This is a genomic window from Azospira sp. I13, assembly GCF_003112695.1.
Lineage (GTDB): Bacteria > Pseudomonadota > Gammaproteobacteria > Burkholderiales > Rhodocyclaceae > Azospira.
Window position 1 is genome coordinate 151,020 of the sequence record NZ_BFBP01000014.1, and the last position, 26,196, is coordinate 177,215.

Consider the following 26,196-nt stretch of genomic DNA (forward strand, 5'->3'; position numbering starts at 1 on the left):
GATGGACAGAATCACCTGCATTGGCGCCGGTCAGCTTAGTACCAAAAAAGCCAACAACAGACTAAATCGACGCAATCAATACCTGAATTACGGATTGCTATCACTTGCATCGGTACTGAAGCGCAAAGGCCTGGCACCCGTCGTCATTCATGGCCACTTCTCAAGTCCATCTGAAACGCTGACCACAGCCATCGCCTATGGGCTTGCTGAGAGCAAGCTGCCCATTCTGCTCTCCCTTCCAAGCTTCTATGCCGTCGCCTGGGCCAAGGAATTCATTCTCCAAGTGAAGGCTCTGTTGCCATCGCATAAGATCATCGTTGGCGGGCGCTGGGTCGTTGGAAAATTCCCTGAGCGGCTTAAAGAACTCCTGCCTGAAGCGGACATCATCATTCCTGGCCTCGCAGAAGCACGCATTGTCGAACTGGTAACAGGGACACGGTCCCTTCCGCTCCAGCCATCTAGGGAAACATCGAACCAGACGTCATCACTTGATTACAGCCTGCTCCATCGCCGCGAATACTATCAACCCAGCATCGAAATAGCCCGGGGATGCGGCATGAAATGCAGTTTCTGCCTGGAAAGAGACGAGAAACTGCAACCACTGAAATCGCCGGACGCCTTGGCCGACGAGTTGCAATCCACATTACTGGATGATGGGCTGATCGAAATGACCCCCTATTTCGAAACCTCTATGTTCGTTCCCAACAAACACTGGAGCGAAGGCCTGGGTAGTGCCTTTGACGCGCGGGCGATAAAAGTAAGGTGGCGCACCGAAGCCCGCGTCGACACCCTGAAAGCCGAGCTGCTACCGTCCCTGGCTGCCAGTGGCCTATCGATCCTGGATCTTGGTCTGGAAAGCGCCTCACCCACGCAGTTACTGCGGATGCACAAGACGCAAAAGCCAGAAAAGTATCTTGAAAAAGCCTCCCGGTTGTTAGTTGCCTGTGCGGAGAACGGGGTCAAGGCAAAGGTCAACATCCTCCTCTATGCGGGGGAGAACGATGAAACCATTGCCCAAACTCTCGCCTGGCTAGATCAGCACCGAGAGGCAATCTATGGCGTCTCGGTTAGCCCGGTCATCGTTTTTGGTTGGCCCGAAGAAACAGAAAACTACCTCAATACTCTGGCACGGTACGGCGCAACAAGGGACCATTCGCCCTGCCCAGGCGTGACTCATATCAATCTCAGCGAACAAGTGAATTATGAGGACTCGCTGGAACTGGCCCGCATCATCAGCAAACGATTCATGCGGGCGGGGCGCTACTACAAGCTCAAATCGTTTTCCTATTTCCCCCGCGACTACTGCTTCGAGGATTTCCTCGCGGACATGGCCCAGGAAGCAGGATCACACAGTTTCAGCACCGCCTTTTTGGAAGAATGTATTGAGGAAGTCATGGGCCAGTCTGCCCACACAGCCTCTAGCGACTTAATGGATTGCCAAGCTTCATGAACGATCTCGAGCTAGCCAAGAGCATTTCGGATGAGGTTGGTGAGCAATACGCTCTGGCCAAAGAAGTCGCCAAGGAATATCCGGGCTACAGTCTCCTGACCCTTCGGGGCATGTGTGGGCTCATCTGCCAGCGCATCATAGAGGTACAAAAGCTCGCCATTCCAAAGCTGTCTGAGCTTGGCACCTTGATCAGGGAAATATGCGATCGGACCCATCCTGACGTCAGCAGCAAGGACGCTCTGCACAAACTACGGTTTCTCGGGAACAAAGGGGCACACCCCGAGGAAGGCAAGTTAGCGAATGAGCAGCTGAGTGAGTTTGCCGACTCGGCCCTGAAGCACGCCCTAACGGCCCTAAAATTTGCGTACAGAAAAATTCATCCGGCATTATCGCTAGCTGATTCCATCGCAGTCACCCCAGTAGGTTCTGGGATGAAAGAGCTTTGTTACCGTGCCATTTCCGAGGAGGAAGCTGAGGCCCAATACTGGATAGGCAAGCATTTCCTGAACAAAGCAACTGAGATGCAACAGCCGTCCATCAATGAGGGGAATGAGTCACCACTCGTCTATGCCATAGACATCAATGAAGCCAGGCGTAAAGCAGATTTCTGGTTCGAGCTGGCTGCGCATAAAGACCATCCTGCCGCATTGTTTGAGCATGGCTGCCTGTTGGTAGAAGGCGTCAAAGGAGCTGATTACGTGATGATGGGTGTTAACAAAATCTTCGGCTCCGCAAAAGCCGGCTATCCTGATGCCAATGCCTTTATCGGCCATGTCTTCTACCACGGTCTTTATGATCAACCGCAGGACTTTGTAGAAGCAAGAATCCATTTCGAACTTGCCGCCAAAGAAGATCATCCGTCCGCACTGACGATGCTTGGCGTCATGCACCTACATGGGGAAGGCGGACCGGAAAATCCACAGGCGGCATTTGACTACACCAAGAAATCCGCCGAAGCAGGATACCCGACGGGGCAACTGAACATGTTTGTCCATTACTGGAACGGCAATGTTGTTGAAAGAGACACCCTCACAGCGATTGATTGGCTGAACAAAGCTGTCGCTCAGAACCATCCCGAGGCCCTATTGGTGCTGGCAGGCCTAATCGAAGAAGAACACATCCCAGAGCACTCTCTGGAACAGGCAGAGGAACTGTATTCGCGCTGCATGAGCGCAGCAGGTGCAGACAAATCACTACGCACCAAGGCTGGATTTCACTATGCCCGGCTCTTGTCCCGCCATAGCGATCGACTCCAGTCTCTTACTAATGCCGCCTATGTGCTCCAGCAGTGCTATGAGGCCGAGGAATGCCGGGGAGAAATTGCTGATGCCTGCCTGGAGTGTTCCCCAAGAGTCATCAAACAGATCAAGAAATTGATTACCAGCCACCAAGGTAGCGCTGAAGAGATTTTTTCTGCCGAAGTGGTTACAAAGTACTTTTTTGATAACTCCGGCAAACCGATTCCCAAAAAAAGTATTGGGCTGGCTAAGCTTGGGCAAGCCATGCGCGACATGAGTCAGCTAAAGAACGACATTTCCCCAGAACTCTATGAACGTCGCCTGATGGAGAAATTTGCGTCGACCTTGCAAGCGCAATCGAAGGGGAACCACTCGCTCCAGTTGGTCTGCTCATCCAGAACCAAGATTGGGCGTAATGAGCCATGCATCTGCGGTTCGGGAAGAAAGTACAAGCATTGCTGTGCTAACAACTAAGCAACCCGAGCCATTTCATAACCTATTCGATCGCCCAGAAGCATTAAAATCTTCAAGGTGTTAATGCTTCACTCAAAGTGGTCATCACATGAATTTAGTTCATTCAATAGCACTTCAATTCGTTTGAATGAGGCCCTGTGGGGCCTCATTCTTCTCCTACCGCCTCCAGCGTCCTGCCACCACCGCCTCACCGGGCATCGGTTGGCCAGCGCCCCCGCCGTTCCACCCACGTTCGGATCGTCTGTCTGCCCCCACCCTTGGGGCAGACCCATTCCCTATTTGACTACGTAACGAACTGGAGGAACTTCCCATGTCCATGGAAAACCGTGACGGCTTCATCTGGCTGGATGGCCAATGGCTGCCCTGGCGCGATGCCAAGGTGCACGTGCTGACCCATACCCTGCATTACGGCTACGGCTGCTTCGAGGGCATCCGGGCCTATGCCACCCCGCAAGGGCCGGCCATCTTCAGGCTCGATGCCCACCTGGACCGGCTGCTGGATTCGGCCCACATCCTGGCCATTGACCTGCCTTGGGAGCGGCAGGCCCTGGCGGAAGTCTGCCGCGAGGCCGTGGGCCGCAACGGCCTGGAAAGCGCCTACATCCGCCCCCTGATTTTCCTCGGGCCGGAAAAAGTGGGGGTGGACCCGGCGGGCGCCGCCACTCACGTCATGGTGGCGGCCTGGCCCTGGGGCGCCTACCTGGGCGGCGACGCCCTGGAGAAGGGCATCCGGGTGCGGGTGTCTTCCTACGCCCGGCACCACCCCAATGTACAGATGTGCCGGGCCAAGGCCATTTCCACCTACAGCAACTCCATTCTCGCGGTGCGGGAAGCCCGCCGCGACGGCTACGATGAGGCCCTGCTGCTGGATACGGAAGGCTACGTGGCCGAAGGCTCGGGGGAGAACCTCTTTCTGGTGCGGGACGGCGAACTGCTGGAGCCGGAAACCACCTCGGCCCTGGACGGCATCACCCGCCGCACGGTGCACACCCTGGCCCGGGAGGCGGGCCTCACGGTGCGGGCCAAGCGCATCACCCGGGATGAGGTGTATTGCGCCGACGAAGTCTTCCTCACCGGCACCGCCGCCGAAATCACGCCGGTGGTGGAGGTGGATAGGCGCAGTATCGGCAGCGGCACGCCCGGCCCCATCACCCGCCTCATCCAGGCCCGCTATTTCGCCTGCGTCGGCGGTCTGGACGAGGCCCACCGGGACTGGCTCACCCCCGTCTAGGTTTGGCCGACGCACCGGCTTTGCTTGCCTGCCGTCGCCCGGCTTCGGAATGACGGGATAGGCATGACAGGCCGGAGCGGCACGAGGGACGCCATTCTTCGTAGTCCCCTGGCGGAGAGGCAATCAGGGCGGGCATTAGCGGGGAGGTGCGCGTCCCTCCTGCTTCTCCGGCCGGTTTTCGGATTTTCCATCCCGCATTCCCCATCGCCGCGAGCCCCCTGCCGTGGGTGAAGATTTCCGCGGCTGGCGCAGCCGGCCACCCCGCCGGGGAGGCCCGCCGCGCGGCCCGTAAGCTCTCGGCGCCCGCCCGCCATCCATGGCCCCTCCCCGGCCAACGACACCACCGCTCGGCAGGAGCGCAGCCTCCGGCTCAGGTATGCTCTCGCTCCTCCCCCTACTTCCCCATTCCGCCATGCCCCGTGTTGCCCTTGCCACCCACCCCGCCATCGAACTGGAATACCGCGTTGACGGCCCCGCAGACGGCCCCGCCGTGCTGCTCATCATGGGTCTGGGCGTGCCCTACACCCGCTGGCCTGAAGCGCTGGTAGCGGGCCTGGTGGCCCGGGGCTTTCGTGTCGTGCGCTTTGACAACCGGGACAGCGGCCGCTCCACCCACCTCAACGACGCCCCGGTGCCCAACCTGGCCGCCGCCCTGGCTGGCGGCCCCCTGGAGGCGCCCTACCGCCTCAATGACATGGCGGCGGACGGCATCGCCCTACTGGATCATCTGGGCATCAAGCGGGCCCACATCGTCGGCGCCTCCATGGGCGGCGCCATCGCCCAGATCACCGCCGCCAGATGGCCGGAACGGGTGCGCTCCCTGATCAGCATCATGTCCTCCAGCGGCAACCCGGCCCTGCCGCCGCCCATCCCGGCAGCCGCCGCAGCCCTCTTCGCCCCCCTGCCCCGGGAGCGGGACGAAGCCAGCATCGTCGCCGACGGCATCCGCCGCTACCGGGCGGTCGCCAGCCCGGCCTACCCGGTGGAAGAGGCCTGGCTGACGGCACTGCTACAGGCGGAATTCCGCCGCGCCTTCAACCCCCGGGGCGTGGCGCGGCAGATGGCCGCCATCTTTGCCGACGGCGACCGGCGCGCCCGTCTGGCTACCATCCAGGCCCCCACCCTGGTACTGCACGGGGCGGAGGACCCGCTGATCCTGCCGGCCTGCGGGGCCGATGTGGCAGCTCATGTGCCCGGCGCCGTCTTTGCCACCATTCCCGGCATGGGCCACGACTTTCCCCCGGCCCTGGCTCCCGCCCTGGCGACCCGCCTGGCCGACTTCATGACCGCCGCCGAAAGCGCCTGAGGCATGACGGAAGCAGCGCCCCGCTCGCCCTGGTTCGTCTATCTCCTCGAATGCACGGACGGCAGCATCTACACCGGCATCACCAACGACGTGCCGGCCCGCTACGCCGCCCATGTGGCGGGCAAGGGCGCCAAGTACACCCGGGCCCATCCGCCGGCCCGGCTGCTGGGCTGGGAAGCCCACCCGGACCGCGCGGCTGCTGCCCGGGCCGAGTACCGCATCAAGCAGCTGAAGGCGGAGGAAAAGCGCCGCTACGCCCAAACCCGTCTGCAAAAGACGGCCACGGGCGCCGTGTGAGCTTGCGCCGCGGCAGAAATCAGTCTGAAAGGGACCGGGAAAGAAGCCGCCCAATGGGACGTGCTAGGGGACGGGAAATGGGCCGAAATACCGGCGCCTAGGGTTCGCCCTGGGGCAGAACCGTGACTTTGTTGGGGGCCACGGGGGCGTTGGGCGATCCTGGCCGCGCAAAAACGCCAAAATCGCCGCCCAAGCGGGCTGGCAGCGCCCCCGGGCAGGGGACAATGCTTTATCCTTGCGCAGTTTTCCCGCCTTTCGAGAAGAAGAACCATGGCCGTCATCGCCGTCCAGCACCCCCTGGTGCAGCACAAGATCGGTCTCATGCGCGCAGCCGACATGAGCACCAAGAAATTCCGCGAACTCACCGCCGAACTGGCCCGCCTCCTGACCTACGAGGCTTGCCGGGATTTCGAGGTGGAAACCGTGACCATCGACGGCTGGGCCGGGCCGGTACAGGTGGAGCAACTGAAAGGTAAGAAGGTCACCGTGGTGCCGATCCTGCGGGCCGGCCTGGGCATGCTGGATGGGGTGCTGGATCTCATCCCCAGCGCCAAGGTGAGCGTGGTGGGCATCGCCCGCAATGAGGAAACCCTCATGCCGGAGCCTTATTTCGAGCGCTTCGTCGGCGCCCTGGAAGAGCGCATGGCCCTCATCATCGACCCCATGCTGGCCACCGGCGGCTCCCTCATCGCCACCATCGACATGCTGAAGCGCAAGGGCTGCGGCCAGGTGCGGGCCATCTGCCTGGTGGCGGCGCCGGAAGGTATCGCCAAGTTGCAGGCGGCCTACCCCGAGGTGGATGTGTATGTGGCCGCCATCGACAGCCACCTCAACGAGCAGGGCTACATCATTCCCGGCCTGGGCGATGCGGGCGACAAGATTTTCGGCACCAAGTAAGCCCCCGGAGACTGCCACGCCATGACCACTGCTCCCGCCCCTACCTGGCGCACTGCCCTCTCGGGCGCCCAGATTCTCTTCGTCGCCTTCGGCGCCACCGTGCTGGTGCCCCTGCTGACGGGTCTCAACCCCAGCCTGGCCCTGCTCGGTGCCGGCGTTGGCACCCTGATTTTCCAGGTGTGCACCAAGCGCCAGGTGCCCATTTACCTGGGCTCTTCCTTCGCCTTCATCGCCCCGGTGATCTACTCGGTGCAGACCTGGGGCATGAATGCCACCCTGGGGGCCCTGGCCTGTGCCTCCTTCTTTTATTACGTGGCCGCCGCCCTGGTGAAATGGCGCGGCGTCGGCCTCATCCACCGTCTGCTGCCGCCGGTGGTGATCGGCCCGGTGGTGATGGTGATCGGCCTGGGCCTGGCCCAGGTGGCGGTGGGCATGGCCACCGGCAAGGCCGGCGACCAGCAGGTGGTGCCCTACGGCACCGCCATCACCATCGCCGCCATCGCCCTGGCGGCCACCATGATCACGGCCATCCGGGCCCAGGGCCTGCTCAAGTTGGTGCCCATTCTGGTGGGGGTGGCGGTGGGTTACACGGCGGCCTTCGTCGCCGGCATCGTGGATTTTTCCAAGGTCAGCGAAGCGGCCTGGCTGGCCCTGCCCCAGTTCGGCAAGCCGGAATTCAATCTGGCCGCCATTCTCTTCATGATGCCGGTGGCCATTGCCCCCATCGTCGAACACGTGGGCGGCATCCTGGCCATCGGCTCGGTGGTGGGCAAGGACTACACCGAATCCCCCGGCCTGCACCGCACCCTGCTGGGGGACGGCCTGGCGGTGAATGTGGTGGGCCTTTTCGGCGGCCCGCCGGTGACCACCTACGGCGAGGTGACGGGGGCGGTCATGCTGACCCGCAACTACAACCCGGTGATCATGACCTGGGCCGCCGGCTTTGCCATCCTGATGGCCTTCGTCGGCAAGTTCGGCGCCCTGCTGCAGACCATCCCCCTACCGGTGATGGGCGGCATCATGGTGCTGCTCTTCGGCTCCATCGCCGGCATCGGCCTGAAGACCCTGATGGATGCCCGCACCGACCTGATGAATCCGCGCAACCTGTGCATCGTCTCCGTCACCCTGGTCACCGGGATCGGCGGCCTGGGCGTTTCCATCGGCGGTTTCAGCCTGCAGGGCATCAGCCTCTGCGGCGTGCTGGCGGTGCTGCTCAATCTGATCCTGCCCCAGGCGCCGGAAGGCAACGATCCGGCCATCTGACCCACCGCTCCCCCACTGACCCCAGTTGCCCCACTTGCCGCACGGAGTTCTGCCATGAAACTCAATATCCGCCGCCCCTTGCGTCAGGGCCTCACCACCCTGGCCCTGGGACTGGCCACCAGCTTCGGCCATGCCGCCGCACCGGCCCTGCCCGCAACCACTCTGCCCGCCACCTATATCGGCACCCTGCCCTGCGCTGACTGTGCCGGCATCGACTGGCAACTGGATCTGGCGGCAGACCGCAGTTTTGATCTGCGCCAGACCTACCAGGGCAAAGGGCCTGGGGCGGCCATCCGCCGCACCGGCCAGTGGCGTCTGGACGAGGCCGGCGGCAAGCTGAGCCTGGAATCCCCTGGCCAGCCCGCCATCCGCCTGGCCACCCCGGCGCCGGACCGCCTGCGCCTGCTCGATGGCCAGGGCCAGGCCATCGACTCACGCTTCAACCATGAGCTGAAGCGCCTACCCCAGGCCCTGCCGGCCCGGGCCTCCGGCACCCTCACCGGGCTTTACCGCCAGCAGGCCGGCAGTACGACCCTACGCCTCTGCGCCCCAGGCCAGCCGGAATTCCCGGTGGCCGGCGAAGGCGCCCACCGGGCCCTGGCGGCGGCCTATGGCAAACAGGGTCATGCCCCGGGAGAAGCCCTGCTGGTGCGTCTCGCCGGCCATCTGGCAGCACGCCCGGCAGGCCACAAGGCAGCAACGGCCGATGGGCCAGAACGCACCGTGGTGGTGGCAGACCGGTTTTACGGCATCTGGCCCCAGGCCGCCTGCAGCGAGGCAGCCACCGTGGCGGCCAACACTGCTGCCGCGGCAAGCGCTCCCCGCGGCATGGCGGCGGTGTCCACGACAAGCAACGCTCAGGGCTCGGTGACTGCCGCAGCAGACGGCGACCCGACGGCCCCCGCCCCCCTCACCGGCACCACCTGGCGCCTGGTGGACCTGGGAGGCCAGCCGGTAGCCCTGGAACGGGGCCCCAACACGCCCCACCTGATCTTCCAGGACAACGGCCGCCTGGCGGGTGCCGACGGCTGCAACCGGCTCATGGGCAACTACGATCGCCAGGGCGGCAAGCTGGCGATCGGCCAGTTGGCAGGCACCCTGATGGCCTGCCTGCGCCACAGCGAACAGGCCCAGAGTTTCGTGGATGGGCTGGGCTGGGTGCGCAGCTGGCAGATCAGCGGCCGCCACCTGGTGCTGCGGGATGCAGACGGCAAGGCTGTCGCCACCTTCCGCGCCGGCCCCCTGCAACGCTGAGGGGCTTGCCGGCCATATATGCAGGCCATGGCTGACCATGTGTGTTGGTCATGTGTGTCGGCCATTTGCCCCGGCAAAAACCGCAGGCGAAAAAAAAGCGGGCTAGGCTGCCCGCCGGGGTTCGTCCATGACCCCACCGGGGGGCATTTCTGACATGTCGGGCTGAGTGCCCGGCATCAGGCCGAACAGGGTCTTCAGCCGGATGCATTCCGGGTTGAGGCTGCCGTCTTCCATCAGGGCCGGAAATTCCCGGCAGACCGACGGGCGCCGCTCGTAGATGCCGCAGCGGCCATCCCCATCCAGGGCAACACAGGGGGCATTGCCCGCCTCCGTCCCCTGCATACAGGCGCGAAAGGGCGTCACCTGGGTGGTCAGCTCCGCCGGCACGCAACCCCCCGGCTGGGTATCCAACTCGCCATGGTAGAAGGACACCCGGAAAAACTTGCAGCAGGCGCCGCACCCCACGCAGGGATGGTCGTCACCGGACATGTCGTAGTGGATGCGGTCGTCCTCGGTGCGAATGCTGATCTGGGGCATGGCGATGGCAGATGATCAAAAGAAACGGGAATGAAAGTGGCACCCGACACAGGGCCAACGTGGCGCCGACGTGGGGAATCCCCCTTGGGGTGAAATACGGACATGCGACACCGGGAACGCAGTGTAAAAAAACTTGACCCGCTTGATAAGCCCCCTCGCCCGCCGCAGCGATGGCAGGCCTTTCGGGCCGTCCATCTTCGCAATCGCCACCCGGCCCGGGTATGATGGCCCACCATGGACAGACAAGCCGTTTTCAATACCCTCGCCGCGGACGTTGCCCGGGGCGAACTCGCCTTTCCCACCAGCGCCCGGGTGGCAATGAAGCTACGCCAAACCCTGGAAGACCCAGAATGCCACATCGAGGCAGCCACCCGGCTGATCCAGGCCGAACCCCTGCTGGCGGCCCGGGTGGTGGCCATGGCCAATTCCATCGCCTACAACCGCTCCGGCCGGGAAATCGCCGACGTGCGCACCGCCGTCGCCCGTCTCGGCTTTCGCACCGTGCGCACCCTGGCGGCGGCCCTGATTGCCCGCCAGCTGGCAGGTATCCCGACGGACCAGGCCCTGCGCCAATGGGCCAGCCAGCTCTGGGAACACACGGCCCATGTGGCTTCCCTGGCCCATGTACTGGCTCGCCGCATCACCCATGTGGATGTGGAAACGGCGCTCTTCGCCGGCATCGTCCACGAAGTAGCCGGTTTCTACCTGCTCTCCCGGGCCCAGGAATTCCCCGGCCTGCTGGAGGGGGACCGGGTGGAATGGAACGAAGGCGGCGCCGCCACCGTGGGTACTGCGATCCTCAAGTTGCTGGAAGTGCCGGCGGCCGTGCAGGAGGGTATCCAGGCCTACTGGGATGGCTATCTGGCCATTCCTCCCGAAAGCCTGGGAGATACCCTGCTGCTGGCCGAGCATCTCTCCCCCGTGCCCTCGCCCCTGCAAACCCCGCCCTCCCCTGACGCGCCTCCGGGCCTGCCGGCCAATCTGGACATGGCCATCGGCGAAGACACCCTGAGCAGCATTCTGGAGGAGTCGGCAGCCGAAGTGGCCTCCCTGACCGGCGCCCTGACTTTCTGACACTGGCCATGCGCCCCCTCATTCTCCTTTCCGTACTGGCTGTCGCCCTTTATTTCGGCTGGAAAAATGCGACACCTCCGGCCTCGTCCCTGACGGCCGCAGCCACCCCCACCCTGGAGGAGTTGCAGGCCGTCGCCGCCACGGTGCGGGCCGATGAGGTGGTGATGTATTCCACGACCGAATGCGTCTACTGCAACCAGGCCAAAGGCTGGCTGCGGCAGTATGGTTTTGCCTTCACCGAATGCAACATGAGCATCGAACCCCGTTGCGAAACGGAATTCCGGGCCTATGGCGCCACCGGCACCCCCTTCCTGATTGTCCGCGGTCATCAAATGAAGGAAGGTTTCGACTCCGAGGAATTCCTGACGGCCCTACGCTGACGGGAAACGCCGCGATGAAGGCCGGCCCGGCTACAATGGCGCCTGCCTTTCCCATACGTCATGTTCGCACTCCCGCTCCCGGGACTGCCCGGCCCGGAAGCCGCAGCCCCGGGTAATGGCACCGATGCGCAGCTTTCCGGCGACGGGAAGGGCAGCCCCCTTGTCCTGAACGTTGGAAATCATGCTGCTGGTCGAACTCCTCATTCTCTTCATGGTATGCGCCGTCGCCCTGGGCTGGCTGGCACGCCAGTTCAAGCTGCCCTACCCCATTGCCCTGGTGGTAGGCGGCGCCTTGCTGGGGACCCTGCCCCGGCTGCCCCAGATTCCCTTCGATCCCCAGCTGATCCTGGTCATCGTCCTGCCCCCCATCCTCTACCAGGCAGCCCTGCTGACCTCCTGGAGCGATTTCAAGGCCAACATCCGGCCCATCAGCCTGCTGGCCATCGGCCTGGTCATCGCCACCACCCTGGCGGTGGGCGGCGCCCTCAAGCTGATGGTGCCTTCCGTGCCCTGGGCGGCCGCCTTCGTCCTCGGCGCCATCATCTCCCCGCCGGACGCGGTGGCGGCCACGGCCATCCTTTCTCGACTCAACATCCCGCGGCACATCGTCACCATCCTGGAGGGGGAAAGCCTGGTGAACGACGCCTCGGGCCTGGTGATCTACAAGCTGGCCATCGCCGCCGTGCTGACTGGCGCCTTTTCCTTCGGCGAGGCCAGCGGCCAGTTTGCCCTGGTCTCGCTGGGGGGCATTGCCGTCGGCATGGCCCTGGCTTTTCTCTTCATCGCCATCCACCGGCGCCTGGGAGACCCGCTGATCGAAGTCATCACCGTGCTGACCATTCCCTATGCCACCTACGTGGCAGCAGAATCCTTGCACGTCTCCGGTGTGCTGGCCGTCGTGGCCGCCGGCCTGGTGCGGGGCCGCTATTCGCCGGAGATCGTTTCCGCCGAGATGCGCATCATGGCCCGGTCCCTGTGGAACGTGCTGGTCTTCATGCTGAACAGCCTGATCTTCATCCTCATCGGCATCCAGATGTCCGACGTCATGCACAACCTGGGCGGCATTCCGCTGTCGGACCTGCTATTCCTCGGCGGCTTCATCACCCTGGTGGCCGTCGCCGTGCGTTTTCTCTGGGTTTTCCCGGTGGCCTTCCTGCCCCACTGGCTGAGCGGCAAGCTGCACGAACGCAATGCACCGCCCCACAGCGGCGAACTGGCCATCATCAGCTGGTGCGGCATGCGTGGCATCGTTTCCCTGGCCGCAGCCCTGGCCCTGCCGGCCAGCCTGCCCGATGGCTCCCCCTTCCCGGCGCGGGACCTGATCATCTTCATCACCTTCTGCGTCATCGCCTTCACCCTACTGGGCCAGGGCCTAACCCTGGCCCCCCTGATCCGCAAGCTCAAGGTCGGCTCGGACTGGAGCATGGCCCACGAGCACCACAAGGTGCGCGACGCCATGCAGGCCGCCGCCCTGGCCACCATCGACGAATTGCTGGAAAAGGAACAGGTCCCGCGGGAGTGGGCCCGCCCCCTGCAGGAGGAAATCACCGATCGCCTGGCCCTCAGCACCCCGGAAGGACCAGCCCTGTCACCCCAGGCCGAATGGCAGACCCGCCTGCGCCTGGCCGTCATCAAGGCCGAACGTCGGGAGCTGATCCGACTGTGGCGCAACAATGACATCAGCGACGAGGTGATGCGCCACCAGGAAGAAATCCTGGACTACCAGCAGGCCCAGCTCTGATGCCCGGTCCATCAGGCCGACAAGGGAATTCAGGGCCGTGGCAAATGCAGCAACCAAGCCGCCAATCGCCACCCTGGATCGGGGCATACAATTTGGGAATTTACCGGCCACCGCGTTGAGCGATAGAGAATCGCTCAAAAAGACACAACTTCTACTCAGCGGCGCTGCAGCAGAGAAGGCTGGAACAGCGATTGTGTCGAAAGAAACGCCAACTGCAGGGCTCTGCACTTGGGCAACAAAAAGGCCAGCATCAAAGCCGGCCTTTTTGTAGAACAATTCTATTTTTTGTAGATCAACAATAACGACTGAAAAAAGAGAAAGCCCGCGTAACCTTTCGATTACGCGGGCCTATTTTGGGGCGACATACCGGGATCGAACCGGTGACACCTGGAATCACAATCCAGTGCTCTACCGACTGAGCTAATGCCGCCACAGAAACCTGTTTGGCGCGCCCGGCGAGGCTCGAACTCACAACCTACGGCTTAGAAGGCCGTTGCTCTATCCAGTTGAGCTACGGGCGCTCATTCTTACTCGCCTTGCTACGGGTACAACCTGAATCTGCTGGTCGGGGCGGTGGGATTCGAACTCACGACCCTCTGCTCCCAAAGCAGATGCGCTACCAGGCTGCGCTACGCCCCGAAGAGAGGCGCATTCTACACACGCCCCCACCCCTCGTCAATTGCCAAAAGATGTTTTTTTTCATGCAATCGGACAATGTTGCGGGTAAGATGCTTTTCTGATATTTAATCGCCTTTTTCCAAACGGATGGTCTTCCAACATGGCTGAAGATTTGCTCCACAAACATTTCACGCCCTACGTCCCTAAAAAGGGCGAGGAATACATGAACAGCAAGCAGTTGGCTCACTTCCGCGCCATTCTGGAAAACCTGAAGCAGGAACTGATGGCCGACATCGAACGCACGGTGCATACCATGCAGGATGAAGCCACTGTCTTTGCCGACCCCAACGACCGCGCCAGCCAGGAGACGGATATCGCCCTGGAACTGCGCAACCGGGACCGGGAACGCAAGCTGATCAAGAAGATCGACGAAACCCTGGGCCGCATCGATAGCGGCGACTACGGCTTCTGCGACAAGTGCGGCGTGGAAATCGGCATCAAGCGCCTGGAAGCCCGCCCCACCGCTACCCTGTGCATCGACTGCAAGACCCTGGAAGAGCTGCGGGAAAAGCAGGTCGCCAAGTAAGGGCGCCGCCGGGGGATTCCCGGGGACTCACAAAAAAGCGCAGCCCAGGCTGCGCTTTTTGTTTGCCTGCCTGCGGGGGACCGAGTGGGCTGAGCGTTGCCACCCCACGCTTCGCACCGCTGCCCCCTGGCTCAGGCTTGCGGTAACTGTCTCAGGTAATCGACGATCGCCCGGATCACCGCCTCCGGCTGGTCCCGATGGGGGGAATGACCGCAATCCGCCAGCTTCAGCAGGCTGACGGCAGCCGGCACCCGCTCGGCAATGACCTCGATCTGGCGCAGGGTGGCGTATTCGTCCTGAATCCCTTGAATCGCCAGCACCGGCACAGCGATACCCGCCAGGCAAGCTTCGATGTTCCAGTCCCGGAAGGCCTCGGACAGCCAGGTGTCGTGCCAGTCGTGAAAAACCCGGTCGCCATCCCGGTGATGGCGACCCAGCCTTTGCGGCCAGTCGGTTTCACGCCAAACCTGGCCGGCCCGGCGGATGCCTGCCAGGGCTTCCGCCTCCACCCAGCAGTGGGGCGCCAGTACCACCACCCCGGCAACTCCCTGGGGATGGCTACCTGCATGGATCAGGGCGATGGAGGCGCCATCGGAATGCCCAACCAGCACCGGCTGCTCGACGCCAAGGGCCTGCAGCAGGCACGGCAGTACCTCCAGGGCCTCTTCATGCATGTAACGGGCCGTCCTGGGCCCAGGGACAGGATCTGAATTGCCGTAACCCCGACGGGAAAAGACCAGGGTCCGGCAGCCGGTGGCGTCAGCCAGCCGTTGGGGGAAGTCCCGCCACACGGCAATGCAGCCCAGTCCTTCATGGAGAAAGACCAGGGTGGGGCACCCCGGCTTGGCCACCCCCACCCATTCATACTCAAGCCGACACCCGCCGACTTCCACCCATTCCCTCATTCGGTACCCAGCAGGAAATCCCGTACCACCGCCACCTGGGCCTCATCCAGGAACATCGGGGCGTGGCCGACGCCGGGAATTTCCCGGGTCCAGGCCCGCGGCCCTCGCTCGGCCATCTGGGCCAGTGACTCCCGGGGCAACAGGTCGGATTCGGCACCACGGATGACCAGGGTCGGGCAGCGGATGGCGTCGTAGCATGGCCATAGCACCACATCCTGGTGCATGGCCATGCCCGCCCGGAACGGCACGGCAATGCCCGGGTCGTAGCGCATCTCCCAATCGCCGTCGGCGGTCTGGCGAACGCTGTGCAAGGTCAGGTGACGCCACTGGGCATCGCTGAGGGCACCAAAGGGCGCCGAGACCTCGCGGATGAAGGCTTCGGCAGCGGCAAGATCGGGGAAGCGGGGCGCCACGCCCAGGTAGTCGCCAATGCGGCGCAGGGACTCCCGGGTGATGACCGGCCCCACGTCGTTGAGAATCAGGCGGGTGATGGGCGTCCGCTCCAGAGAGGCCAGCAACATGCCGATCAGCCCCCCCATGGAAGTGCCCAGCCAATGGACCTCATCCACGCCCAGCCGGGCGATCAGGGCCACCATGTCCGAGACGTATTGGGGAAAGCCGTAGCCATTGTGCTGGCGCAGCCAGTCGCTGCGCCCCCGGCCCACCACGTCGGGGCAGACCACCCGGTAATCCCGTGCCAGGGCCTGGGCGAGGAAGTCGAAATCCCGGCCATTGCGTGTCAGGCCATGGACGCAGATCAACACTTTCGGATTATCCCGGTCGCCCCATTCCGTATAGGCCATGCGGTGCAGGCCGGAACCATCCAGGGCGGCGCATAGCACCCGCCCCTCACGCATCGTTGGTCGCGGAAAGAAGAGGCGGTGCAGGCTGTCGCAAATTCCCATGAGCTGCATCTCCAACAAAGACTAGGCTTGCAGTCTAGCACTCCCCATCCCGGGGCCGACCTCCCGGCCAGATGACCCCCATGGCATTATTCCCATGCCATGAACCTGCCCATCCTCGCCTTTACTGCCGGTATTGTGCTGCTCCAGCAGCAAGAGGCCCTGCCTGTCTGGCCCTGGCTATGGCTACTGGGGGCAGCCCTCGCAGTGCTGGGTGTTTTAACCATCCACCCCACCCTTCCCGTTCTGCGAGCCCCCCGAAGCCAGGTTCGGCAACTGGCGCTCTGCCTTGCAGCCCTGGCCCTGGGCTTTGCCTGGGCAGGCTGGCGGGCCGACCTGCGCCTGGCCTCTCGCTTGCCGGCTGCCCTGGAAGGGGAGGACCTGCAACTGCGCGGCACCATTGCCGGCTTACCCCAGTCCTTCGGCCGGGGTCAGCGCTTCACCCTGGTGACGGATGAAGACGATCCCCGCTTGCCAGGGGCGACCCTGCACGTTTCCTGGTACCAGCGCCCCAGCGAGACGACGGCAGAACCGGAGAGCCGCCGCAACCCGCCCCCGGACCTCCTCCCCGGCCAGCACTGGCAACTGCTGCTGCGCCTGAAGCGCCCCCACGGCCATGCCAACGGCAGCGGCTTCGACTATGAAGCCTGGCTGCTGGAAAGGGGTGTCGACGGCACCGGCTATGTGCGGGACAGCCCGGAAAACCGATTGCTGGGCAACCGCCACAGTCCGGGGACCCGTATCGAAGCCCTGCGCCACGCCGTGCACCAAGGCTTCCAGGAACGTCTGCCGGCGGCGGACCATCCCTACGCCGGTATCCTCTCCGCCCTGGCCGTGGGTGACCAACAGGCCATTCCCGGCGAGCAGTGGAAGGTCTTCGCCGCCACCGGCACCACCCATCTAATGTCCATCTCCGGCCTCCACGTCACCATGGTCGCCGGCCTCGCCGCCTGGCTGATGGGCCGGCTGTGGCGCCGCTTGCCCCGCCTGCCGGAAATCTGGCCAGCCCAAGGGGGCGCCATCCTGGCTGGCTGGAGTGCGGCCCTGGCTTACACCCTGCTGGCCGGCGCTGCCGTACCTGCCCTACGAACCCTGTCCATGCTCAGCGGTGCCGCCCTGGCGTTACTCAGCCGCCGCCACGTCAGCAGCGGCCACATTCTTTCCTTCGCCCTGCTGCCGGTACTGCTGCTGGACCCCTGGGCGCCCCTTTCCCCCGGCTTCTGGCTCTCTTTCGTGGCCGTGGCCGCCCTGCTTCTGGCTGCCGGGGGCGACACAGCCTCGACATCGGCCAGCCCGGCCCAACCGCTTCCGCTACGACAGCGACTCGGGCAGATGCTCAAACGCTGGGGGTTGGCCCAGGCCGTCGCCAGCCTCGCCACCCTGCCCTTGCTGCTGGCCTACTTCCAGCAGTTCTCACTCGTTTCCCCTTTGGCCAATGCCCTGGCCATTCCCCTGGTCAGCCTGGTGGTGACGCCCCTGGCCCTGCTGGCCGCCGTATTGCCGTTGCCGGGCCTGGCAGAAGGCGCCCACGCCCTCCTCAGCGGCCTGATGGGCATCCTCGAGGCCCTGGCTGCCCTGCCTGGCGCCCGCTGGCTGCCGCCGGCCCCGGATACGCTCTCGCTGCTGCTCGCCGCCCTGGGTTGCAGTTTCCTTTTTCTCCCCCGAGGCTGGCCGGGCCGCTGGCTCGGTCTGTGCCTGCTGCTGCCGCTGCTGGCGACGCCCCAGCCCCGGCCGCCTCCCGGTGCCGCCTGGGTGACGGTGCTGGATGTGGGCCAGGGACTGGCAGTCGCCGTGCGCACGGCCGACCATACCCTGCTCTACGATGCCGGCCCCTATTACAGCCCCGAATCCGATGCCGGAGAGCGCCTGGTGGTGCCCTGGCTACGGGCCATGGGAGTGGAGCGGCTCGACACCATGGTCATCACCCACCGGGACTGGGACCACTCGGGTGGTGCCCGCTCGGTACTGGAAACCCTGCCGGTGGAACAACTCATCGACTCCCTGCCGCCGGACTCCCCGGAAGCCCGGGAACTGCAGCCCCGGGCCCGTCAGCGCCAGGCCTGCGCCGCCGGCCAGCGCTGGCAATGGGAGGGCATCACCCTAGCCATGCTGCACCCGCCCCCCGGCCGGGTGGAGATGCCGGAAAGCAAGGCCAACCACCAGAGCTGCGTACTGAAGATCAGCCGCGGCGAACACAGCATCCTGCTCACCTCGGATATTGAAGCGGCCGATGAGGCCCGACTGCTGGCCGATGCCGCTGCCGAACTGCGCAGCACAGCCCTGGTGGCGCCGCACCACGGCAGCCGTACTTCATCGACACCGGCGTTTGTGGCGGCAATACAGGCCCGGGAGGTGATCTTTCCCGTCGGTTACCGCAACCGTTTCGGCCACCCCAAGGCCGACGTGGTGGCCCGCTACGCCGCACAGGCAAGCCCCCGCCTCTGGCGCACCGACCGGGATGGTGCAATCTCCCTGGTGCTGGACGACCAGGGGGTCACGGCCGAGGCCCAACGCCAGCGCCATCCTCGCTACTGGCATGAGCCCCGCATGGAAAATGCACCTTGAGGGACGTCTCTCGCCCTCTCCAACCTCTCCTGCCGCTTCCCGCGGCCTCCAAGCCGGATTGGGCCAGACCAGGCCAAACCGTGTCGACGAAAAAAAGCCCGGGCCGGTGCCCGGGCTTTTTGCTCACAGTAACCCGGATCAACCGGCCTGGAAGCGGCCAGCCTCGGTCTGCAGGGCGTCCGCAAGCACTTCCAGCTGACCGGCGGTTTCGGCATTGGCTGCCACGGCGGCGGTGTTTTCCTCGGCCATCTGGGCGATGCGCTCGACGTTCTGGGCGATTTCGGTACTGGCGGCGCTCTGCTCCCGCAGGGAAGTGGAAATGTCGCTCACCACTTCCACCACCTGCTGGGCGCCGGCACGAATCTGCTCCATGGCGTCGCCGGCTTCCCGAGCCAGTTCCACCCCCTGGGTTACCCGTTCCACGCCCTGCTTCATGCTGCTCACCGCATTCCGCGTACCGCCCTGAATGGCTTCCACCATGTCGGTGATTTCCTGAGTGGAAGCAGCGGTGCGCTCCGCCAGCTTGCGCACCTCGTCGGCCACTACGGCAAAGCCGCGGCCCGCCTCGCCGGCCCGGGCCGCTTCGATGGCGGCGTTGAGCGCCAGCAGGTTGGTCTGGTCGGCGATTTCCTTGATCACGCCGACGATGGTGGAAATCTGCTCCGAGTGACGGCCCAGGGCCTCCACGGTACCGGCGGACTGGTTCACCACGCCGGCGATCTGCTCGATCTCCCGCACCACGTTGCCCACCACTTCCACGCCACGGGCCGACAGGTCGCCGGATTGAGATGAAAGGGCGTGGGCATCCTGGGCGTTCTTGCTGATGTGATCGACCCCCACGGTCATCTCTTCGATGGCTGCCGCCATGGAGGAAGCGGCCTCGCTCTGCTGCTGGGTGGAAAGGCTGATCTGGTGGCTGGCATCGGCCATGCTGCGGGCCGAGCCGGAGAGCTGGCCGACGCTCTGTTGCACGTTCAAGGTCAGGCTGGAGAAGGCAGCCGCCACTTCATTGAAGCTGCCAGCCACTTGCTGCAGTTCATCCCGGGAATGCAGGTGGATGCGGGCCGTCAGGTCCCCCTGGGCAATGCGGTGGGCGCTGCCGGAAAAATCCTTGATGCAGGAAACGATGGCCAGGTAGGCACCGGCGGAGAAATAAACAAAGACCAGAACCATGACCAGGGAGAGCCCCAGGTTAAGGCGCAGCCCCTGCTCGGCCCGGGCCTTGCGCTCGCTGATGAGCTGGCGGGCAGTGGGCAGCAGGGTATCGTAGAGCTGAGTGTAGCCCTTGTCGATGACCGCGGTGGACTGCTTGAAGTAGTCGGCCGAATCAGTGACGAACATGCCGGCGATGATGTCCTGGTTAACCACGTTCACCAGGCCGCTGACCGCATCGTTGATGTCCTTGGAGGACGCCTTCAGGGTGTCGCGGATAGCCGGGTTGTGGCGGGCCGTCTTGCTCAGGTTGGTGTTGAGGGAGGCCAGGGTGTCCGAGACATGGGCCATGAGAATGCCGATATCCACCCGTTGCTGCTCGTTGATGGTCTTCTTGGCCAGGATGGCGGTGCCCTTGGCCCGGGTCTGCCCCAGACGCTCCAGCATGGAAGGCAGCTTGACGATGGCCGTCTCCAGCAGATAGTAGGAGTCCATGTTGGGATCGATGGTCAGGCCACTCTCGTCGGCCACATCCACCTTGAGGTGGAGAATGGCGGCAATCAGCCGGGTATGGGAAGCAATGCTTTCCGTGGCAGTCCAGGATAGGCCGTCGCTGGCGATGAACTGCCAGTCCGCCTTGATTTTCTTCCATTCCTCGGAAGCCACCACGGTGGGCGGCAGAATCGGCTCCAGGTTGCTGACGGCAGTTCCCACTTCGGCCGCCTTGGCACTTTCCTTGTCCTTCAGGCTGGCATCGCCGTTGATGACCCCGGAGGACAAGCCCCGGTGCTGCTGCACCGCCTGTACCAGGCGGTCCATGGGCGCAATGACTTCCAGGGCGGCCAGTTCATCGTTGGCCAGGTGGATCTGACTCTGCAACTGGCGGGCCAGGTTCAGGAACAGCACGGCAATGGCGATCAGGGCGACCAGTCCGATCAGGGCGAACTTCTTCGGATAGGTCAGCCGATGCATTAGCACCACAGCCGGCGCAAAAAGGGCTTTCATGGTGGTGACTCCTCGTTGAACAGCGCAACAACGGCCGCAGCCGTTTTCTCCCATTTTTTTATGGCTTGTATCTCTTGTATCTTTTTATTCCGCGGCCCGGCCATGCCCCGGGATTCACCACGGAGCTGTTACCGGAGCCGATGGGCACCAGCGGTGCCCATCGCCGTCAGGCGGCCGGGGACAGGGCCAGCCCGCCGTCAGTCAGGCGCAGCGTGCGGTCGGCACGGGCCGCCAGGGCCGGATCGTGGGTGACGATGACGAAGGCCGTCCCCTGCTCCCGGCTGACTTCCAGCATCAGGCCGAACACCTGCTCCGCCGTATGACGGTCCAGGTTGCCAGTCGGTTCATCCGCCAGCACACAAGCCGGCCGATTGACTAGGGCGCGGGCGATGGCGGCACGCTGCCGCTCACCGCCGGAAAGCTCCGAAGGCAGGTGGTGCCGGCGATGACCCAGGCCCACCTTTTCCAGGATGGCGGCGGCCTGCTGCTCCGCTTCCTGCCGCGGCGTGCGGCGGATCAGCAGGGGCATGGCGACGTTTTCCAGGGCCGTGAATTCCGCCAGCAGGTGGTGGAACTGGTACACGAAACCCAGGTAACGGTTACGCCACTCGCCCCGGGCGGCCTCGCCCAAAGCGAAGGGGTCGGCCCCCATCAGGCGCACGCTGCCGGCGGACGGCTTGTCCAGCCCGCCCAGGAGGTGCAGCAGGGTGCTCTTGCCGGAGCCGGAGGCTCCCACCACGGCCACCCGCTCCCCTGGCGCCAGGGTCAAATCGACGCCGGACAGCACCGGCACTTCCAGGTCGCCCTGGGCATAGGTCTTGGCCAGACCCTGGCACAGCAGTACCGGCTCACTCATAGCGCAGGGCCTCCGCCGGATTGACGCGGGAAGCGCGCCAGCTGGGGTAGAGGGTGGCGGCCAGGGCCAGCACGAAGGCGATGGTGGTGACGCCGGTGACGTCGCTCCATTGCAGTTCAGAGGGCAGCTGGGAAATGTAATAGACATCCCGGGCCAGGAACTGGGTGCCGAGCATCCGCTCGATGAAGGGCACCACCACATCCACATTGAGGGCCAGGGCCACGCCGCCGGCTACGCCAAGTCCCAGGCCGACCACGCCGATGAGGGCGCCCTGCACCATGAAGACCGCCATGATGCTGCCGGGACTGGCACCCAGGGTACGCAGGATGGCGATATCCGCCTGTTTGTCGGTCACGGTCATTACCAGGGTCGAAACGATGTTGAATGCTGCCACGGCGACAATCAGGGAAAGAATGATGAACATCATGTTTTTCTCGATTTGCACGGCGCGGAAGAAATTGGCGTGGCTGCGCGTCCAGTCGGAGAGATAGGCATCCTCCTGGATCAGGGGCACCAGCTCCCGAGCCACCCGGGGCGCGCGGAAGAGGTCGTCCAGCTTCAGGCGCACGCCGGTCACCCCCTCGCCGAGCCGGTAAAGCAGCTGGGCGTCGTTGAGGTCGATGAGGGCCAGGCCGGAGTCGTACTCGTACATGCCGGCTTCGAAAATGCCCACCACGGTAAAGGAACGCAAGCGCGGCACCAGGCCCGCCGGGGTCACCGTGCCCTGGGGCGCGATGAGGGTCACCTTGTCGCCCAGGGTGGCGCCCAGGGCATGGGCCAGGTCGGAACCGAGGACAATGCCGAAACCGCCGGGCTGCAGGTCGGAAAGCTTGCCCGCCTTCATGAAGCGGGCGAAATCGGCCACCTTGTCTTCCAGCTCGGGGATGATGCCGCGCACCAGGGTGCCGCGCACCGACTCCTCCCGGGAAAGCATGGCCTGGGCCTGAACAAAGGGCGCCGCCGCCTTCACCTCCGGGTGCTGCAGGGCCTGACGGCCCACCTCCAGCCAGTTGTGCAGTTCGCCGCCCATGCCGCTGATCTGGATGTGGGAAGCCACGCCCAGGATGCGGGTGCGCAGCTCGGTCTGGAAACCGTTCATCACCGACAGCACCACAATCAGGGCGGCGACCCCGAGGCCGATGCCGGCCATGGAGATGAGGGATATGAAGGAAATGAAATGGTTGCGGCGCTTGGCCCGGGTATAGCGCAGGCCGACCAGCAGTTCGTAAGGCAGCTTCATGCCGTTGGAAAGCCCGGGGGAAACGGGCAAAAAAGCAAAGGCGCTATGCTACACTTTTGCCCGCTTTTGGCCACCTTCCGGCCATCGGCTGCCGGCCGCCCCGGAGCATCGGCGGCCACCGCTGGAAGCCTCGGCAACATGCGTTGGCCGCATCCGCTACCGGCGACCGTCCCGGCATCGGCACCGGCCCAGGCATTGCCCCCTGGCCATACCCGGCCCGCCCCCGACTGCAGGCTGCAACCCGGCCCTGCCGCCCCGCCCGCCACCACTCTGACAAGCCTCCCGGCCCTGCTCCCATGCGTCTGACCCTGCTCATTCCCGAACTGCTCTGGCCCGAACCGGAAGACGACCTGGCCTGGTCCGCCCTGCAGACCCCGGCCCTGGCCGCCCTGCTGCAGGCACCGCGGGGCCGCAGCAACCTCAACCGTGGGCCGGCCCTGGCGCCGGAAGCCCAGGCCACCCGCTGGCTGGGCCTGCAACCGCCGCCCCTGGGCGCCCTGCGCCTGCTGGGGGAGACCGACAAGCCCGCCGATACCGACCGCGGCGCCAACCCCAATGACGGCCTGTGGCTGTGCGCCGACCCCATCCACCTGCGCCTGCACCAGGAGGAAATCGTCGTCGCCGACGGCCGCCAGCTGGAACTGGCAGCAGAAGAACTGACCGCCCTGGCTGCCAGCCTCAACGCCCACTACGCCGGCGAGGCCAGCTTTCACCCGATCACCGCCGAACGCTGGTACGTGCGCCTGGAGACTCCCTGGGCCGCTGCCCTGCCCTGGGACGCCCTGCCACCGCTCTCCGCCGCTGCCGGCCGCCGCCTGCATTTGCCGACCCCGGCGGATCGCCCCTCCCGCCAGCTGGTGGCGCTGATGAACGAAATCCAGATGCTGCTGCACAGCCATCCGGTGAACGAGGCCCGGGCCGAACGGGGCCAGCCTGCCGTGAACGGTCTCTGGCTATGGGGCCCCGGCACCCTGGCTGTTGAGGGGGTAGCGGCAGCGCCCGGCGGGGTCTGGGGTGACGAACCCCTGGCCCGGGGACTGGCGCTGGCAGCCAATCTCCAACACCACCCCCTGCCGATGGCCGCCCCTGGCCTGCTCCAGGCTGCCCCCCAGGGAGAACGCCATCTGGCGTGCCTCTCCGGCTTACAGCAAGCCGCCCAGGACCAGGACGCCCCGGCCTGGCAAGCCGCCCTCGCCCGCCTCGAAGCCGACTGGTTCGCCCCTCTGAAACAGGCCCTGGCCCGGGGCAACCTGAGCGAGTTGCAGATCGTCGCCGCCACCAGTTACGGGGACCTGACCTGGACGCTCACTCCCGCAGACCTCAAGCGCGGCCTGCTGGGCTTCTTCGCCCCCAAGCCTGAGCCCCTGCAAGCCCTGGCCCGGCGCCTGGCCCAGGCTTGACGCTACCCGCCCCGCTTGCTAATGCCCGCTTGCTGATGCCCGCTTCCCGACGCCTGCCCCGACACCCGATTCCACACACGCCATGACCCAACTCATCGCCCGCCCCATTCCCCCGCGCCCCCAATGGCAACTGGAGCAGGAAGGCCTGCACCCGCTGCTGGCCCGCATCTATGCCTCCCGGGGCATCAAGAATCGGGCCGAGCTGGATTACGACCTGAAAAGCCTCATTCCCCCCGCCGACCTCACCGGCACCACCGAGGCCGCCATTCTCCTGGCCGACGCCATCGAGGCCGAGGCCCGCATCCTGGTGGTGGGTGACTACGACTGCGACGGCGCCACCGCCACCGCCGTGGCGGTGCGTGCCCTGCGCCTCCTGGGGGCGACGGTGGATTATCTGGTGCCGGACCGATTCATCCATGGCTACGGCCTCTCGCCCCAGATCGTGGAACTGGCCGCCGAGCGTCAGCCCGACCTGCTGGTGACGGTGGATAACGGCATTGCCAGCATCGAGGGGGTGGAAACGGCACGCCAGTTAGGCATCGCCACCCTCATCACCGACCACCACCTGGCGGCGGAAACCCTGCCGGAAGCCGACTGCATCGTGAACCCCAACCAGCCCGGCTGCGACTTCCCCAGCAAGGCCCTGGCCGGCGTCGGCGTGATGTTCTATGTGGCCCTGGCCCTGCGGGCGGAAATGCGCCGCCGCGGCGCTTTCGACGGCGAGCGCCCGGAGCCCAATTTCGCCAGCCTGCTGGATCTGGTGGCCCTGGGCACGGTGGCCGACGTGGTCAAGCTGGACCACAACAACCGCATCCTGGTGGCCCAGGGCTTGAAGCGGATGCGGGAAGGCAAGCTGACCCCGGGCATCCGCGCCCTTTTCCGCGCCGCTGGCCGCAACCTGCAGACCGCCTCGGCCTTCGACCTGGGCTTCACCATCGGCCCCCGCCTCAACGCCGCCGGCCGCCTTTCGGACATGAGCCTGGGCATCGAGTGCCTCATCACCGACGACGAGGCCCGGGCCGCCAATATCGCCCAGCAGCTGGACCAGCTCAACCGGGAACGGCGCGAAATCGAGGCCGGCATGCAGGAGCAGGCCCTCATCCATCTGGAAGATTTCGACCTGGAGGCCAGCGGTGCCGGCGTCGCCCTCTTCGACCCGGAATGGCACCAGGGGGTGGTGGGCATCCTCGCCTCCCGCATCAAGGAAAAGCTGCACCGCCCGGTGTTTGCCTTCGCCCGGGGCGATGGCGGCCAGATCAAGGGCTCCGGCCGCTCCATTCCCGGCCTGCATCTGCGGGATGCCCTGGATCTCGTCTCCAAGCGGGCCCCCGGCATCCTGCTGCGTTTCGGCGGCCATGCCATGGCCGCTGGCGCCACCCTCATGGAAGATCGCTTCGAGGAATTCAAGGCCCTCTTCGCCCAGGTGGCCGACGAACTGCTCAACCCGGCCGACCTGACCCGCACCCTGGAAACCGACGGCCCCCTGGAAACCGGCTACATCAGCCTGCCGGTCGCCGAAATGCTGGCTGGCGAAGTGTGGGGCCAGGGCTTTCCGCCGCCCCTCTTCGAGGATGTGTTTGAAGTGGAAAGCCAGCGGGTGCTGAAGGACAAGCACCTCAAGCTGCGCCTGAAAAAGGACCGTTCGGTGCTGGAAGCCATCCAGTTCAACGCCACCGACAACCCGGGGCCCCGGGCCCGCCTGGCCTTCCGCCTGACCATCAACGACTACAACGGGGTGCAGACGCCCCAGCTGGTGGTGGAGCACTGCGCACCGGCCTGAGCCGGAGGGAATCCGGGCCCGGCGGCATTCAACCCCACGCCGTAA

22 protein-coding genes and 3 tRNA genes are annotated in these 26,196 nt (G+C 64.8%); 15 read left to right on the forward strand and 10 right to left on the reverse strand.

Translation table 11 applies throughout. The features are described from left to right. Nucleotide 1: 1 nt before the first annotated feature. The 8 genes from AZSI13_RS14700 to AZSI13_RS14735 all read left to right on the forward strand — a co-directional run bounded on the left by AZSI13_RS14700 (nucleotide 2) and on the right by AZSI13_RS14735 (nucleotide 9,410). On the forward strand, nucleotides 2-1,450 hold the full coding sequence (locus AZSI13_RS14700; protein ID WP_109041939.1) for a radical SAM protein: 1,449 nt from the start codon (nucleotides 2-4) through the stop codon (nucleotides 1,448-1,450). Beyond that, nucleotides 1,447-3,162, forward strand: coding sequence for a tetratricopeptide repeat protein (locus tag AZSI13_RS14705; protein ID WP_109041941.1), 1,716 nt, complete (start codon nucleotides 1,447-1,449; stop codon nucleotides 3,160-3,162). Before AZSI13_RS14700 ends, AZSI13_RS14705 begins: the two co-directional genes overlap by 4 nt. A 310-nt stretch (nucleotides 3,163-3,472) precedes the next feature. Next, nucleotides 3,473-4,393 (forward strand): branched-chain amino acid transaminase, encoded by a 921-nt coding sequence (locus AZSI13_RS14710; RefSeq protein WP_109041943.1) that lies wholly within the window; start codon nucleotides 3,473-3,475, stop codon nucleotides 4,391-4,393. Nucleotides 4,394-4,805: 412 nt separating this feature from the next. Further along, nucleotides 4,806-5,699 carry an alpha/beta fold hydrolase gene (locus AZSI13_RS14715; protein ID WP_109041998.1) on the forward strand — a complete coding sequence of 298 codons (894 nt, stop codon included), beginning with the start codon at nucleotides 4,806-4,808 and terminating at the stop codon, nucleotides 5,697-5,699. 3 nt (nucleotides 5,700-5,702) lie between these two features. Continuing rightward, complete coding sequence (locus AZSI13_RS14720) at nucleotides 5,703-5,996, forward strand: GIY-YIG nuclease family protein (RefSeq protein ID WP_109041945.1); 294 nt, start codon at nucleotides 5,703-5,705, stop codon at nucleotides 5,994-5,996. 270 nt (nucleotides 5,997-6,266) lie between these two features. Continuing rightward, nucleotides 6,267-6,893 (forward strand): uracil phosphoribosyltransferase, encoded by a 627-nt coding sequence (upp, locus tag AZSI13_RS14725; protein WP_109041947.1) that lies wholly within the window; start codon nucleotides 6,267-6,269, stop codon nucleotides 6,891-6,893. A 21-nt stretch (nucleotides 6,894-6,914) separates the two neighbouring features. Further along, the gene (locus tag AZSI13_RS14730) at nucleotides 6,915-8,156 is read left to right on the forward strand and encodes a uracil-xanthine permease family protein (RefSeq protein WP_109041949.1); all 1,242 of its coding nucleotides are present in this window, start codon (nucleotides 6,915-6,917) and stop codon (nucleotides 8,154-8,156) included. A 54-nt stretch (nucleotides 8,157-8,210) separates the two neighbouring features. After that, a complete protein-coding gene (locus AZSI13_RS14735) occupies nucleotides 8,211-9,410 on the forward strand; it encodes an META domain-containing protein (protein WP_109041950.1) in 1,200 nt (399 codons plus the stop codon). Between the two features lie 102 nt (nucleotides 9,411-9,512). Here AZSI13_RS14735 and AZSI13_RS14740 read toward each other — a convergent pair whose 3' ends face one another. Continuing rightward, nucleotides 9,513-9,947 carry a YkgJ family cysteine cluster protein gene (locus AZSI13_RS14740; protein ID WP_109041952.1) on the reverse strand — a complete coding sequence of 145 codons (435 nt, stop codon included), beginning with the start codon at nucleotides 9,945-9,947 and terminating at the stop codon, nucleotides 9,513-9,515. A 234-nt stretch (nucleotides 9,948-10,181) separates the two neighbouring features. Here AZSI13_RS14740 and AZSI13_RS14745 point away from each other — a divergent pair, with 234 nt between their 5' ends. Together AZSI13_RS14745 and AZSI13_RS14750 are read left to right on the forward strand one after the other, a co-directional pair. Beyond that, complete coding sequence (locus AZSI13_RS14745; RefSeq protein WP_109041954.1) at nucleotides 10,182-11,021, forward strand: HDOD domain-containing protein; 840 nt, start codon at nucleotides 10,182-10,184, stop codon at nucleotides 11,019-11,021. Nucleotides 11,022-11,029: 8 nt separating this feature from the next. Next, nucleotides 11,030-11,401 carry a glutaredoxin family protein gene (locus tag AZSI13_RS14750; RefSeq protein WP_109041955.1) on the forward strand — a complete coding sequence of 124 codons (372 nt, stop codon included), beginning with the start codon at nucleotides 11,030-11,032 and terminating at the stop codon, nucleotides 11,399-11,401. A gap of 30 nt (nucleotides 11,402-11,431) precedes the next feature. Here AZSI13_RS14750 and AZSI13_RS17645 read toward each other — a convergent pair whose 3' ends face one another. Beyond that, entirely contained in the window at nucleotides 11,432-11,584 is a 153-nt protein-coding gene (locus tag AZSI13_RS17645; RefSeq protein WP_165833544.1) for a hypothetical protein, read from the reverse strand. Here AZSI13_RS17645 and AZSI13_RS14755 point away from each other — a divergent pair. Next, nucleotides 11,583-13,142, forward strand: a complete 1,560-nt coding sequence (locus AZSI13_RS14755; RefSeq protein ID WP_109041957.1) for a Na+/H+ antiporter — start codon at nucleotides 11,583-11,585, stop codon at nucleotides 13,140-13,142. The two genes, AZSI13_RS17645 and AZSI13_RS14755, sit on opposite strands and share 2 nt — an antisense overlap. A 354-nt stretch (nucleotides 13,143-13,496) precedes the next feature. Here AZSI13_RS14755 and AZSI13_RS14760 read toward each other — a convergent pair. The 3 genes from AZSI13_RS14760 to AZSI13_RS14770 all read right to left on the reverse strand — a co-directional run bounded on the left by AZSI13_RS14760 (nucleotide 13,497) and on the right by AZSI13_RS14770 (nucleotide 13,781). Next, nucleotides 13,497-13,572, reverse strand: a tRNA-His gene (locus AZSI13_RS14760). A 14-nt stretch (nucleotides 13,573-13,586) separates the two neighbouring features. Next, a tRNA-Arg gene (locus tag AZSI13_RS14765) sits at nucleotides 13,587-13,663 on the reverse strand. A gap of 41 nt (nucleotides 13,664-13,704) precedes the next feature. Next, nucleotides 13,705-13,781 (reverse strand) — tRNA-Pro (locus AZSI13_RS14770). A gap of 139 nt (nucleotides 13,782-13,920) precedes the next feature. On the opposite strand from AZSI13_RS14770, the gene dksA reads away from it, so the two are divergent. Beyond that, complete coding sequence (dksA, locus tag AZSI13_RS14775; RefSeq protein ID WP_109041958.1) at nucleotides 13,921-14,346, forward strand: RNA polymerase-binding protein DksA; 426 nt, start codon at nucleotides 13,921-13,923, stop codon at nucleotides 14,344-14,346. Nucleotides 14,347-14,477: 131 nt separating this feature from the next. Here the strand turns inward: dksA and AZSI13_RS14780 are convergent, their stop codons facing one another. Both AZSI13_RS14780 and AZSI13_RS14785 read right to left on the reverse strand, forming a co-directional pair. Further along, the gene (locus AZSI13_RS14780) at nucleotides 14,478-15,251 is read right to left on the reverse strand and encodes an alpha/beta fold hydrolase (RefSeq protein ID WP_109041960.1); all 774 of its coding nucleotides are present in this window, start codon (nucleotides 15,249-15,251) and stop codon (nucleotides 14,478-14,480) included. Next, a complete protein-coding gene (locus AZSI13_RS14785) occupies nucleotides 15,248-16,156 on the reverse strand; it encodes an alpha/beta fold hydrolase (RefSeq protein WP_109041962.1) in 909 nt (302 codons plus the stop codon). Before AZSI13_RS14785 ends, AZSI13_RS14780 begins: the two co-directional genes overlap by 4 nt. Before the next feature lie 99 nt (nucleotides 16,157-16,255). Here AZSI13_RS14785 and AZSI13_RS14790 point away from each other — a divergent pair, with 99 nt between their 5' ends. Then, nucleotides 16,256-18,718, forward strand: coding sequence for a ComEC/Rec2 family competence protein (locus tag AZSI13_RS14790; protein WP_109041964.1), 2,463 nt, complete (start codon nucleotides 16,256-16,258; stop codon nucleotides 18,716-18,718). A 138-nt stretch (nucleotides 18,719-18,856) separates the two neighbouring features. Here AZSI13_RS14790 and AZSI13_RS14795 read toward each other — a convergent pair whose 3' ends face one another. The 3 genes from AZSI13_RS14795 to AZSI13_RS14805 form a co-directional block, all read right to left on the reverse strand. Beyond that, nucleotides 18,857-20,875: a methyl-accepting chemotaxis protein gene (locus AZSI13_RS14795; protein WP_109041965.1), complete on the reverse strand. Its 2,019-nt coding sequence runs from the start codon at nucleotides 20,873-20,875 to the stop codon at nucleotides 18,857-18,859. 166 nt (nucleotides 20,876-21,041) lie between these two features. Then, on the reverse strand, nucleotides 21,042-21,731 hold the full coding sequence (lolD, locus tag AZSI13_RS14800) for a lipoprotein-releasing ABC transporter ATP-binding protein LolD (protein WP_109041967.1): 690 nt from the start codon (nucleotides 21,729-21,731) through the stop codon (nucleotides 21,042-21,044). Then, nucleotides 21,724-22,971, reverse strand: a complete 1,248-nt coding sequence (locus tag AZSI13_RS14805) for a lipoprotein-releasing ABC transporter permease subunit (RefSeq protein ID WP_109041968.1) — start codon at nucleotides 22,969-22,971, stop codon at nucleotides 21,724-21,726. The genes lolD and AZSI13_RS14805 overlap by 8 nt, the downstream gene beginning before the upstream one ends. 296 nt (nucleotides 22,972-23,267) lie before the next feature. On the opposite strand from AZSI13_RS14805, the gene AZSI13_RS14810 reads away from it, so the two are divergent. Both AZSI13_RS14810 and recJ read left to right on the forward strand, forming a co-directional pair. Next, nucleotides 23,268-24,371, forward strand: coding sequence for a hypothetical protein (locus AZSI13_RS14810; protein WP_133247328.1), 1,104 nt, complete (start codon nucleotides 23,268-23,270; stop codon nucleotides 24,369-24,371). An 82-nt stretch (nucleotides 24,372-24,453) separates the two neighbouring features. Beyond that, nucleotides 24,454-26,151, forward strand: coding sequence for a single-stranded-DNA-specific exonuclease RecJ (gene recJ / locus AZSI13_RS14815; protein WP_109041971.1), 1,698 nt, complete (start codon nucleotides 24,454-24,456; stop codon nucleotides 26,149-26,151). The last annotated feature ends 45 nt before the right edge of the window (nucleotides 26,152-26,196 follow it).